The following is a 12,704-nucleotide window of genomic DNA, read 5'->3' as shown; positions in this document are numbered from 1 at the left end:
CATCACCGCCATGGGCGCACTGGGCAACTCGCTCTCGAACACCTTTATCCTGGTCTCGGGCCAGATGAACAACGCTTCGGACGGCAAGCTCTAAGCTTAGGCGTACTCTAGCGAAAATGCGGAACGGGCGGGGATTTCCCCGCCCGTTTTTGTTTGCGCAGCGCTTCTGCCAAAACTCAGTAGACGATAAGCTTTACCTTGCTGCCGGGGACCAGCTGGCTGCCCGCGGTAAGTGCATTGAGCACCAGAAAGCGATCAAGCTGACGATCAGTATAGGCCATCCGCGCGGCCAGCGAGGCGGGCGTATCGCCGCGTTTGACAGATACGACGGCAAGCTTGCGGATGCGCACACCGCGCGCCTCGGCGGGGGTGATTCGGCGCAGCGATGAGAACATCGAGTTGAACTCGCCCGCCTGGCCCGCTTGGCTGATGGTAGTGAAATAGAGCGTTTCCTTGCCACTCCAGGCATAGGCAAACACCACGATGTCAACGGGGTTGCCGTCGCTGCTTGACCGCAGCGTGCCGTAGGCCGCCGGAATACCGCCAACGGTTGCCGTCTGGATCGTGTCGGGGGCGACTTGTTGCTGGCTTGAAAGGCCGGCAAACACAGTGCGGATATGCGCGGCAAGATCACCATTGTACGCAGCGCTCGCGAACTGACCCTTGCCCGACTGGCCGTTGATCGCGACGGACCTCGTGCCATTCAGCAGGCTGAAACCTGCTGGCGCCTGAAACGCAAATCCCATCACAGGGTGAGTGAAACTGCGCCCGTCGACAATGCCTTGCGCCGGATCATCGCCGTACGTCAGGCCATTCACCCGGCTCAGAAATACGTCGCGATTGACAAGCCCGCGCGGGTTCTGTCCTGCCAGCGCGAGCGCGGCAGACACGCGCGAAGCAGGATCAGGATGCGTGCTGGCCCATGCTGGAAGACGGTCCGGCGTGCCCAGAATCTGGGCATCGAGCGCGTTCTGATTGGCCAGACTGCGCAGCACAGAAGACATCGCACGCGGATCATAACCGGCCCGGCGCAAATACGTGACGCCCAGCGCGTCCGACTCGGTTTCCTGACCGCGCGAATATTTCAGCGTGAGCAACTGGCTACCGGTGGAGAATATCTTCTGGCCAATCTGGCCCAAGGCCGAGTTGCCCAGCAAGGCCCCGGTCAGCACCGTGCCCAGCACGCCAAAGATCGTGTTGCGGGTCGCGGCGCTTTCGCGCTTGGCGGCATGCCGCGCTGCGACGTGGCCTACCTCATGGCCCAGCACGCCAGCGAGTTCGGCCTCATTGTTCATCAGGGCGACCAGTTGCCGGGTAACATATACATAGCCGCCCGGCACCGCGAAGGCGTTGTTGACCGGCGAGTTCAGCATCGTCACGGTAAAGTCGCTCCGCGCGTTGCCGAGGCCAGACTGCACCGCGATGGTCTTGCCCACCCCTTCGACATAGCTTGCCTGAGGCCCGCTCACCGCGCCGCCAAACTCGCGGACCAATTGTGGGTGCGCCTTGGCACCTTCCGCCTTGTCAGACGGGCTGATCGACTGGACTTGCCCGCCGGGATTTGCAGGCGATGCCACGGGGGCCTGGCCGCTGCTGGTGATCAAGATAACGGCGCTGGCCGGGACAATGAGCCAAGCCGGACGAAAGCACGAATGTACCATGGTGTTCTCCCGATGAGGCGGACCTGCGCTTTCGCCAGTTTATCCTGCCTCAAACCCGCTCATGGTTAAGGCATACTTTGCGCGCGCTTTCCAGCCTGCAAAGCGTTACGAAACTGAACTGCGCAGCGGGTGCCGTTTGTTGACCAGGGCAATCAGCCGCGCCGCATCGACATGCGTGTAAATCTGCGTGGTCGCAATATCGGCGTGGCCAAGCAAGGTTTGCAGCACGCGCAGATCGGCCCCGCCCTCCAGCAGATGCGTGGCAAAGGCATGTCGCAGAACATGCGGGCTGACCTTTTCCGGATCGATCCCGGCGCGCACCGCCAGTTCGCGGAGCAATTGAAACAACCGCACACGGCTGAGATGGCCCCCGCGCGGGCTTGGGAAAACATAATTTCCTTGGCCTGGGCGGACGGAGAGCCACGCCCGCAGCGCTGTCGCCGCGCGCGCCCCGATAGGGACCAGACGCTGCTGCCCGCCTTTGCCAGTGATCGCCAACAAGGGGGCATCGCGCGGGGCAGCACTCAGGGGGAGCGATACCAGTTCGGTGGCGCGCAAACCCGAACCATAGAGCAATTCGAGCAGCGCAAGCATCCGCAAGGCCTCGGGATGGCCTGCCGCCGCATCGGCTTCGGCCCGTTCGAAAAGCGCGCCAATCTCGCCGTGTCCCAGCAACCGGGGCAAGGGACGCCGTGTTCGCGGGCGGGGAAGCGCGCCGCTGGGATCATCGCTGCGCAGGCCTTCTGCCTGCAGGAAGCCGAAGAACTGCCGGAGGGCCGATGATTTGCGTGCGAGGCTGGCGGGCGCGAGATTGGCCCAGGCCCGCTCCAACCGGGACAGCGCGGCACCATCGGCCAGCGCCAGATCGCCTATCTCGCCCTGCGCCGCCGCCAGATCGCGCCGGTAGGCGGCCAGCGTATTGGCTGCGGCACCGCGCTCTGCCGCCAGCATGGCCAGAAACGCCGCAATATAGGTCCCCTGCCCCAAGCCCGGCGGCCTTGTTGGCGAATTCGGGTTCAAACCCGTGCCACAGCCTCCGCCGCGATCATCCGTGCCTCGCCATCAAGCCCGACGCGACGCAGCGCAGAGACGATGTGAAAAAGATGCAGCGCAGTCATCTTGTCCCATCCGCTGCCCTGCATGCCAAATCCGGCGAGCATGGCCACGAGTAGCGGATTATCCGAGTCGGCCGCTGCATCGATCGCACGAGTCCAACGGGTTTCGCGCGCCAAATCGAGCTGAAGCGCAGTGGCAAAGCCGCGCGCAGTGCCCGGATCAACCCGTCCCAGCCCCATCAGCCCTGCCAGCAGGAAGCGCGAACGAAGGTTGTCGCTGCTGGTGTCGGAGGATTGAAAGCGCGTGAGGTTATCGCCGCTGACAACCGCAAATTTGGCGGGTGCTGCAAGCGCGAGTAAGCCCCAGGCATCACCGCCGACCGGCACGAACTTCGCCCAGCGCAGCGCATTCTGATCGAGCCCGGCCGTCAGCATCGCCGCAAGAAGGCCGGGCGCTTCGCCGACAAGCTGAGCGTCAGGGGTGATCCGGGCCGCAGCATAAGCGGTCAAAACCAACCGCGAGTAGGCCCGCATCGGATCGCTGCCATCCCCCCACAAGCCCTTGATCGCGGCGAGACGCGCGCCCGCTTCAGGTGCAACATAAGCGGCACGCAATTGTTCGGCGAGCGGGCCCCATGTTGCATCGGGTTGATCGAGCGCGCCGATCTGGCTGTAAAGATCGACCATCGCCGAAGCCGAGAGCACGCCGCGCGCTGCTGCCACGTCTGCCGCCTGCGCGCGCGCGGCCAGCGGCAGCATTGGCGCGCGGACCGCATAAAATGCATATGCCGGGCCAGCTTTGGCGCGCAAGGCTTCGGGGGGTTGGAGCCCGGTGGCAAGCGCTAGCCCCGTGCGCCAAGGCGTCAGCTTATCGACCGCGCTCCACTCGATGCTGACCGCGCGCCGACCAGACGACGCGGAACCGGCGAACTTCTGGGCCAGCAGGATGTCGATTTTCGAAGCGGTTCCCCGGCGCATGGCGCGATCAAGCTGGGCAAGCGCGGAAGCGCCTTCGCCGTTGGTAAAGGCCGTGCAGATCGAGCGCGTTAGATCCCAATTCCAACCGGCCCTGCCCGCCGCCGTCAGCGCGGTGATCGGGCATAATCCCACTGGATCCGCAGTAGCGATAAAGCTGCCCATGGCCGCGTCTTCAAGGCTGACCGTGTAAAATCCGCTATCGACTTCCTGCACCATGGCGCGGGCCGCGTCTGCCTCGCCGAGACGGAGCAGGACGCCCGCACGCAGCGCCGCCCAATCGGCCCCGTTCATCCCCACTGGCGTATCGAGCCGGGATGCCAAAGCACGGCGCAGCAGGATATGCCCCCAGCGCGAAACGAGCGGACCGCGCATCGCGTCCAGCAAACCGCCGACGAACGGGCCATTTAGAAAATGGCTCGATGCCGAAGGAAAGCCCCCGTCCAGCTCATCGAGAAAGCCCACTCTGGCAAGGCTGCGCTGGCTTTGGGGCGGGGTATCGTAGCGCGGTTGCGCGCTGGCCACGATCTGATCAAGGAAAGCCGGGTCAATCGAATCCAGCGGATCACGGCTGACCGGAGCGGAAGCAGCCCCGTCCGTCGTTCGGATAGCGCCGGGCAATGGCTGGATCACCGGCGATGAGACCGAAACGGCCGCGTCTTCCTGAACCGGAGTGAGCGGCAATTTGCGCGCAGTCGCACTCGATGCGGGCGCTGCCGGGGTCGTCCGTCGCGGCGGGTTTGCAGCCGGGGTAGGCTTGTCGTCAAATCCCGGCGGAAGCAGCGATTCCTGCGCCGTAACCGCGCCTGACATTGCAACAAAAGTGACACATGTGAGCAAACCAAGTGCCGTTGCAATGCGATGCCGGTGTTCGTTCATAACGCCCCCGTCGGCGCGGCGAGCGGCATTTCAATCCAGCGTGCCGGCTGCGATCCGCCGAAGGCCCATGCCAACACCAGTGCTGCGATCACCAACAAAGCAAAGCCTAATCCTAGATTTCTCGTGCTCACGCGACCTCGAACCCCAGCCCCGCTCGGCGCTTGCACTGCGCTCTAGCGCAACTATAGGCATGGCGGCAATGGAGCACGACAGCACCTCCCTCACCCCGGCAGAGATCACTGGTCTGGCCAATGCGATTGATCGCCCGCTGGTCCTGGTCGGAATGATGGGTGTCGGCAAGACAACGGTGGGCCGCAAGCTGGCGTCGATGCTGGGCATGCCGTTTGTCGATGCCGATGAGGAGATCGAGCGGGCGGCGCAGATGTCGATCCCAGAAATCTTCGCGACCTACGACGAAGCCTATTTTCGCAGTGGGGAGCGGCGGGTCATTGCCCGGCTGGTGGGGCATGGCCGCCCGGGCGACCGCAAAGTGCTCGCCACCGGCGGCGGCGCATTTGTCGATCCTGCAACCCGCGCCCTCATCCTTGAGTGCACAATTTCGATCTGGCTGGATAGCGATGTCGATACCCTGCTCGATCGTGTGGGCCGCAAGGGTAATCGGCCGCTGCTGAAGCAAGGCAATCCACGCGAGATATTGACCCGGCTGCTGGATGAACGGCGCAGCGCCTATGAGCAGGCCGCCATTCACATCACCAGCATGAACCAGCCCCACCAGATGACCGTAAACTCGATCCTGAAGGCGCTCCAGGCATGGCTGTAATCTCCGTCGCGATCGCGGGTGCCCCCTACGATGTGCGGATCGAAGCTGGCTTGCTGCGCAGCGCAGGGACCCATTGCCGCCCCTTCCTGCGCGGCAACACGGCTTTGGTCGTAACCGATGCGCATGTGGCGTCGCAGTGGCGCGCCCCGGTCGAGGCTTCGTTCGTGGAGGCTGGAATAGCCAGTGAATGGCTGGAACTGCCTGCGGGTGAGGCGACCAAGAGCTGGCAATATCTGGCGCAAACCGTGGATTGGCTGCTGGCCCGCGAGATCGAGCGCAAAGATAACGTAATCGCGCTTGGCGGCGGTGTCATTGGGGATCTGACCGGCTTTGCCGCCGCCGTAGTCAAGCGCGGCTGCGGGTTCATTCAGCTGCCCACCACTTTGCTGGCGCAGGTCGATTCGAGCGTTGGCGGCAAGACCGCGATCAACACCGCCCAAGGCAAGAATCTGGTCGGTGCGTTTCACCAGCCCTCGCTGGTGCTGGCCGATCCGCTGGCGCTGGATACCTTGCCGCCCCGCGAACTGCGCGCCGGTTATGCCGAAGTCATCAAGTACGGACTAATCGATGATCCGCTGTTTTTCGTCTGGTGCGAAGCGCATGGCGCGCAGTTACTGGCAGGCGACCATGCGGCGCGCGCGCATGCCATCGCCGTCAGTGTGGCCGCCAAGGCGCGAATCGTCGCCGCCGACGAGAAAGAGACGGCCGGGCTGCGCGCGCTGCTCAACCTTGGCCATACCTTCGGTCATGCGCTCGAGGCGGAAACCGGATTTTCAGATCGGCTGATCCACGGCGAAGCTGTGGCCTTGGGCATGGTGCTGGCGGCACGGTTTTCGGAGGATCAGGGCCTCATGCAAGGTCACGAAGCACACAGGGTCGCCGCACATGTCGCCGCATCGGGCCTACCTGCCGAATTACGCGGCCTCGGGCTGACCTGCGACGGCGAGAGGCTGGTATCGCACATGCTGCATGACAAAAAGATGGAGTCGGGCCGCTTGCCGTTCTTGCTGATGCGCGGGATCGGCAAGTCATTTTTGGCCAAGGATGTCGATCTCGGGCAAGTCGCGCGGTTTCTGGACAGCGAACTGCGCGCCGCCTGATCCAAGGCCAAGATTAGAACAAGCGCGAACCATTCGGCACAGTGCGATCCGGTGCAAACAGCACGACGTGGCCCTCGCTGTCGGCAAACCCGAGCGTGAGCACTTCGGAGATCATCTTGCCGATCTGCCGCGGCGGAAAATTGACGACAGCAGCGATTTGCCGCCCGATGAGCTGCGCCGGATCGTAAAGCTGCGCAATCTGCGCGCTGCTCTTTTTCACACCGATCCCATCGCCAAAATCGATCTTGAGCTTGATGCTGGGCTTACGCGCTTCGGGATAAGGCTCAGCCTCAATGATGGTCCCGATGCGGATATCCACTTTCAGGAAATCATCGAAACCGATTGCTGCGACAGGCAGCGCAGTGGGATCATGATCAAGGTGCATGGTGCAGGTCTATCGCGGGGAGCGGCGTTACTTGCCCTGAAACTCGGCCTTGCGCTTGCCCAGGAATGCTTCGATTCCCTCGCGCGAGTCCGCGCTGTCGCCTGCAATTTTTTGGCCCTCAGCCTCGGTCACCAGCGCGGCAGAGAGATCGGAATCTAGCGCTCGCGCAAGATTTTGGCGCATGATGCCCAGCGCCACGGTCGGCCCTGCGGCAAGCCGCTCGGCCAGCGCCATGGCTTCGGCGGCCAGCGCCTCATCATCCACGCACTTATAGATCATGCCCCATTCCAATGCTTGCTCGGCACCAATGCGCTCGCCCAGCATCATCATCTGCATCGCCCGCGGCTTGCCAATCAGGCGCGGCAAAACCCAACTGGCCCCGCCATCGGGCACGAGACCGATGTTCACGAACGCCTGGAGGAAATACGCGCTGCGCGCCGCCAGCACGAAATCGCCGGATAGCGCTAGCGAGCAGCCAACTCCGGCGGCCACACCATTGACCGCGCTCACGAGCGGCACCGACAGCCGCGAAAGCTTGATCATCAAGGGATTGTAGGCTTCGGTGAGCGCTTTGTAGCTCCCCGCCCCGCCAGTGATGCTGCGCTTGCCCGATGCGGCAAGATCCGCGCCCGAACAGAATGCGCGGCCCTCACCCGTCAGCAGCACCGCACGCGCGCCCTCGAGATCGGCCAGCGCATCGGCAATCTCGACCGCCATGTTCGGCGGGCAGGCATTGAGCCGCTCGGGCCGGTTCAGCGTGATCTTGCGGACATTGCCCAAGGTTTCGACACGGATTGTTTCAAAATCCATTCCACAGCCCTCTCATTGCACGCGACCACTTAATCGCACGGTTAAGCAGTCGCTATGCGAGCCGCGCAAGCTTGGCAAGGTTCAAGCGCGCCGCCCTAGCAATTGTTACAATGCTGCCCCCGATCAGGCCGCGTGCGCCTGAGCAAATGCTGCTGCCGCGCCAAACAGGCCTGGCTGCGGGTGCGTGATCAGCTTCACCGGCAGCGCAGCCATGAGCCCTTCAAAGCGGCCTTTCGCCGTGAATCTAGCGGCAAAGCCGGATCTGACCAGCGTATCCTTGATGCGCAGACCCAATCCGCCCGCCATCACCAGCGCCGCCGCGCCATGCGCCAGCGCCAGATCGCCCGCCACACTGCCGAGCGACAGACAGAACCGGTCGATTGCCAGGCTGGCCAAACTGTCCTCGCCCGATGCGCCCAGCGTCCATAGCTCCTTGTCCGTACGCGCCGCGATGGCCCGATTTTCAAGCGCTGCCAGCGTTTCATAGATATCGACAATGCCGGGGCCCGCCACCACGCGCTCTACCGAGACCCGGTTATGGCGACCGCGCAGCCGCGCCAGCACCGCGTCCTCGATGCGGTCAAGCGGCGCAAAATCCATATGGCCGCCCTCGGTTGGCTGGACATGGTAGGTGGCCCCGTTCTTCCAGAGCTGCGCCACGCCAAGCCCGGTGCCCGGCCCCACCACGCTGATTGTCCCGTGGCTCGGCAGCGAAACATCGGGCCCGGTCAGGTGGATAAAATGCTCCGGGCCAGCTTGCGCAACGGCATGCGCGACAGCGGCAAAGTCGTTCACAACGATGTAGGCATCAGCGCCAAGCCGCTCAGGAATGAGAGCGGGGCGGATGATCCATGGGTTGTTGGTGAATTTGATGATCTCTCCGCCCACCGGTCCTGCCACTGCGATCGCGACCGCGCCGGGCAGCGGAGTGCCGGACAACCGCTCGAACTCCTGCCAGGCCAGTTGGAAGCTTGCATGATCGGCAGTCTTGAGCGTCACCGCTTCGCCCAGTGAAATGACCCGTCCGGCATCGACTTCGGCCCGGGCAAAGCGGGCATGGGTCCCGCCAATATCAACGACTACCAGCTCCATTTTCTCGCCTTCCCATCCCTGCACGCGCCATTGTGCCGCTTGTTCAGAGCCCTGCTGCGGCCAACATGGCAGATCCGCCGCGCTCCGCCGGATCCGTGTAATGCCGCATCAGTGCAAACAGTTCGCGGCCAACGCCCATCTCCTCGGATGGCGCTTGCGCCAGCGCGCGCGCAGACCAATCGGCCGGATCGACCAGCGCTTCAAGCGACCCTGTCTCGGCGCAGACGCGCACGACATCGCCATCGCGCAGCCGGGCAAGCGGCCCGCCGGTCTTCGCCTCGGGCGAGATATGGATCGCTGCGGGCACTTTGCCCGAAGCGCCCGACATCCGCCCATCCGTAACCAGCGCGACCTTGAACCCGCGATCCTGCAGCACGCCCAGCGACGGCGTAAGCTTGTGCAATTCGGGCATGCCATTGGCCCCCGGCCCCTGAAAACGCACGACCACCACCACGTCGAGGTCGAGTTCGCCCGCCTTGAACGCAGTCAGCACAGCATTCTGATCGCAAAATACCCGGCATGGGGCCTCGATCGTCCAACGTGCGCGCACCACCGCGCTCACCTTGATCGTGCCTCGGCCCAGATTGCCGGTGAGCAAGCGAAACCCGCCCTCGGGCTGAAACGGCGCGGCGACCGGGCGCAGCATCGTCTCATCGCCGCTAGCGGCAGAAGCGGGATGCCAGACCAGCGCTTCGTTCTCGATCACCGGCTGCTGCGCGCCTTCGGCCAGCGAGGTGCCATAAACGGTGCGGATATCGCCATGCGCCAGGCCCGCGCCGATCAATTCGCGCAGCACATAGGGCATGCCGCCAGCAGCGGCGAAGCCGTTCACATCACCCGAACCATTGGGGTATATGCTGGCGATGAGCGGAACCACGCGCGATAGCTCGTCCATATCATCCCAATCGATCTGGACCCCGGCGGCGCGGGCGATGGCTGGCAGATGGATCACATGGTTGGTCGAACCGCCCGTGGCGAGCAGGCCAACAATCGCATTGATGATCGCCTTTTCATCGATGCACACCCCCAGCGGGCGATAATCCGCTCCGTCCCACCCGATAGCAGCAACCCGGTGCACAGCGGCGCGCGTCAGTTTCTGGCGCAGCTTCATGCCGGGAGGGACAAAGCTGGCACCGGGCATGTGCAGGCCCATCATGTCCATCATCATCTGGTTCGAATTCGCCGTGCCATAAAATGTGCAGGTGCCCGGCGCATGATAGCTGGCGCTTTCGCTTTCGAGCAGCTCGTCGCGGCCCGCCTTGCCTTCGGCGTAAAGCTGGCGGATGCGCACCTTTTCCTTGTTGGGCAGGCCGGTCGGCATGGGGCCTGCGGGGATCAGGATCGTGGGCAGATGGCCAAAGCGCAGCGCACCGATCAGCAGCCCCGGGACGATCTTGTCGCAAATGCCCAGCAGGACCGCGGCCTCGAACATTCCGTGGCTCAGCGCAACCGCCGTGCCCATCGCAATCGTGTCGCGGCTGAAAAGCGACAGTTCCATCGACGACTGGCCTTGCGTCACCCCATCGCACATCGCCGGAACGCCGCCGGCTACTTGCGCGGTCGCGCCAACTTCGCGCGCGAACAATTTGATCTGTTCGGGATAGCGCCCATAAGGCTGATGCGCCGAAAGCATGTCGTTGTAAGCAGTCACGATCCCGATATTGAGCGCGCGGTCCCCGCGCAGCGCGGCCTTGTCCTCGCCTGCTGCGGCAAAGCCATGCGCAAGATTGCCGCAGGAAAGCGCATCCCGGTTAACGCCGGTATCCCGCGCCCGGTCGATGAGCGCGAGATAGGCGGCGCGGCTGCCCTGCGAACGGGCGACGACGCGGTCGGTCACTTTGGCGACTACAGGGTGAAGGGCCATCATTCGCTCCAATAAATGGTCACAGGCGGTCCCGCGCCGCGCAAGAAATCGGAAACGGGATAGGCATCGCAATCATCCGCGCAGCCGCCCACAATGCGCTCGATGAGCGCCTTTTTCGTCGCGCCGGTCACGACCAGAATGATCGCCTTCGCCGCCTTGAGGGCGCGCCGGTTCAGCGTCAGCCGATCAAACGGCGCTTCGGGAGGAAGCGGGATCGGCGTGGTGGCAATCACGCAAGGCCCCGGGCGGATGACCGCGTGCATGTGCGGAAACAGCGAGGCGACATGGCCATCCTCGCCCATCCCCAGCCACACCAGATCGAACGGCGCGATGGCGCGGCCCTCCTCGAGCCGCTCAAACTGCGCGCCGCTTTGGCCAAGCGCCGCGTGCAGCTTGCCAAAATTGCTGGCCGGATGGTCATCGCTCACCCGGCGGTCGTCGGTCAGCGTGATGGTCACCGCCGACCAATCAAGGTCGCGTGCGCGCAGCAATGCAAAAACTTTGGCCGGGGTTGATCCGCCAGTGAAGGCGAACCGTTTGGGCCCCGGCTGCGCCAGCGCAGCGGCGATCCGGTCTGCAACCCCCGCCGCGTCGCCCCGATTTGCCCAACTCACCTCAGTCATGCCAGCTTCTTCCATCGCGCTCAGTGAGCGCGATCCCGGCATTTGGGCCCCAGCTTCCCGAGGCATAGTGCTTCACATCCTGTTCGCCCTTGGCCCACACCGTGCGGATCGCATCGACCCATTTCCACTGCGCTTCCACCTCATCGCGGCGAACAAACAGCGTCTGCTCGCCCTCGATCAGATCGAGCAGCAAGCGCTCGTAAGCGATGCGGCGCCGGGTCTTGGCAAAGGCTTCGGTGAGCGAGAGATCAAGATTGACCTCGCGCAGGACAATGCCGCCCCGGTCCAACCCAGGTTCCTTCGCCATCACCTGCAGGCGCACATATTCTTCCGGCTGAAGGCGGATGATCAGGCGATTTGCGCGCAATTTGCCGCCGCGCCCGGAAAATATGTTGTGCGGCACAGATTTGAACTGGACCACGATCTCGCTGCGCCGCTCGGCCAGCCGCTTGCCGGTGCGCAAATAGAACGGCACCCCCTGCCAGCGCCAGTTATCGACATGCGCCTTGATCGCCACGAAAGTTTCGGTTTCGGAAGACATGCCCAGCTCGCCGACATAATCTCCGACACGCTCGCCATTTACAGCGCCAGCGGCATATTGCCCCCGCACCATTTCGGCCGCTTGAACCGGGCGCAGCGCGCGCAGCAACTTGACCTTTTCATCACGGATCGACGTCGCATCAAAATCGCAAGGCGGCTCCATCGCGGTCAACGCGAGCAGCTGGAGCATATGGTTCTGCACCATATCGCGCAGCGCCCCGGTTTCATCGTAAAACCCTTTGCGCCCTTCTAGGCCGACGGTTTCGCTCACCGTGATTTGCACATGATCGATATTGGCGCTGTTCCACAACGGCTCAAACAGCATGTTGGCAAAGCGCAGCGCCATCAGATTTTGGACCGATTCCTTGCCCAGATAGTGATCGATGCGGAAAATCTGGCGCTCATCGAACCCGGCGGCAACCGCATCATTGATCCGGCGGCTTGACGCCAGATCGTTGCCGAGCGGCTTTTCAAGGCCGATCCGCACCCCCTCGGTCGCGAGCCCGGCGCTGCGCAGGCCTTCGATGGTTGCCTCGAACAATCCCGGCGCAGTCGACAGAAAGATCGAGAGCCCGCACGAGATGTCACCAAGTTTGGCGGCAAGGCCCGCAAAGCCATCCAGCTTTGAGGCGTCCAAAGTTTGATACTCCAATCGCTCCAGAAAGCTGGCCAGCTTTCCTTCCTCACGCCGGTCACCGGGCAGAAATTCTTCCAGCGCCTCGCTCGCAAAAGCGCGGAACTGTGCATCGTCAAGCGCCGAGCGCGCGGTGCCGACGATGCGCAAATCCGGATCAATCAGCCCATCTTGATGCAGCGCATAGAGCGAGGGCAGGAGCATCCGCCGCGAAAGATCACCAGTGGCGCCAAACAAAAGCAGGGCGGAGCAGCTCGTCGCAGCCATTGCGGGCGTTCTCCCAATCAGGACCGGGCGGATGCCCG

11 protein-coding genes are annotated in these 12,704 nt (G+C 63.6%); 2 read left to right on the top strand and 9 right to left on the bottom strand.

All coding sequences use genetic code 11. From position 1 onward, the window contains the following. Positions 1-176: 176 nt before the first annotated feature. From Q0O40_RS06355 to Q0O40_RS06345, 3 genes are all read right to left on the bottom strand, one after another. Positions 177-1,577, bottom strand: a complete 1,401-nt coding sequence (locus Q0O40_RS06355) for a M48 family metalloprotease (protein ID WP_367183725.1) — start codon at positions 1,575-1,577, stop codon at positions 177-179. 189 nt (positions 1,578-1,766) lie between these two features. Next, positions 1,767-2,648, bottom strand: coding sequence for a tyrosine recombinase (locus tag Q0O40_RS06350; protein ID WP_295527642.1), 882 nt, complete (start codon positions 2,646-2,648; stop codon positions 1,767-1,769). Between the two features lie 29 nt (positions 2,649-2,677). Continuing rightward, positions 2,678-4,504 (bottom strand): hypothetical protein, encoded by a 1,827-nt coding sequence (locus tag Q0O40_RS06345; protein WP_295527639.1) that lies wholly within the window; start codon positions 4,502-4,504, stop codon positions 2,678-2,680. 265 nt (positions 4,505-4,769) lie between these two features. Between Q0O40_RS06345 and Q0O40_RS06340 the strand changes: the two genes are divergently transcribed. Together Q0O40_RS06340 and aroB are read left to right on the top strand one after the other, a co-directional pair. Next, positions 4,770-5,351 carry a shikimate kinase gene (locus Q0O40_RS06340; RefSeq protein ID WP_295527653.1) on the top strand — a complete coding sequence of 194 codons (582 nt, stop codon included), beginning with the start codon at positions 4,770-4,772 and terminating at the stop codon, positions 5,349-5,351. Further along, a complete protein-coding gene (gene aroB / locus Q0O40_RS06335; RefSeq protein WP_295527636.1) occupies positions 5,342-6,451 on the top strand; it encodes a 3-dehydroquinate synthase in 1,110 nt (369 codons plus the stop codon). The genes Q0O40_RS06340 and aroB overlap by 10 nt, the downstream gene beginning before the upstream one ends. Positions 6,452-6,464: 13 nt before the next feature. Here aroB and Q0O40_RS06330 read toward each other — a convergent pair whose 3' ends face one another. From Q0O40_RS06330 to zwf, 6 genes are all read right to left on the bottom strand, one after another. Beyond that, positions 6,465-6,836, bottom strand: coding sequence for a tRNA-binding protein (locus Q0O40_RS06330; protein ID WP_295527633.1), 372 nt, complete (start codon positions 6,834-6,836; stop codon positions 6,465-6,467). 27 nt (positions 6,837-6,863) lie between these two features. After that, entirely contained in the window at positions 6,864-7,646 is a 783-nt protein-coding gene (locus Q0O40_RS06325; protein ID WP_295527630.1) for an enoyl-CoA hydratase-related protein, read from the bottom strand. Positions 7,647-7,769: 123 nt separating this feature from the next. Continuing rightward, positions 7,770-8,738 carry a glucokinase gene (locus Q0O40_RS06320; protein ID WP_295527628.1) on the bottom strand — a complete coding sequence of 323 codons (969 nt, stop codon included), beginning with the start codon at positions 8,736-8,738 and terminating at the stop codon, positions 7,770-7,772. A gap of 43 nt (positions 8,739-8,781) precedes the next feature. Then, on the bottom strand, positions 8,782-10,605 hold the full coding sequence (gene edd / locus Q0O40_RS06315; RefSeq protein ID WP_295527625.1) for a phosphogluconate dehydratase: 1,824 nt from the start codon (positions 10,603-10,605) through the stop codon (positions 8,782-8,784). Then, positions 10,602-11,225, bottom strand: a complete 624-nt coding sequence (locus Q0O40_RS06310; protein WP_295527622.1) for a 6-phosphogluconolactonase — start codon at positions 11,223-11,225, stop codon at positions 10,602-10,604. The genes edd and Q0O40_RS06310 overlap by 4 nt, the downstream gene beginning before the upstream one ends. After that, positions 11,218-12,666 (bottom strand): glucose-6-phosphate dehydrogenase, encoded by a 1,449-nt coding sequence (gene zwf / locus Q0O40_RS06305; protein ID WP_295527620.1) that lies wholly within the window; start codon positions 12,664-12,666, stop codon positions 11,218-11,220. The genes Q0O40_RS06310 and zwf overlap by 8 nt, the downstream gene beginning before the upstream one ends. Positions 12,667-12,704: the final 38 nt, after the last annotated feature.

This window comes from Novosphingobium sp. Chol11 (assembly GCF_945870625.1).
Classification (GTDB): Bacteria; Pseudomonadota; Alphaproteobacteria; order Sphingomonadales; family Sphingomonadaceae; genus Novosphingobium.
This window is presented reverse-complemented; position numbering and strand designations above follow the sequence as displayed.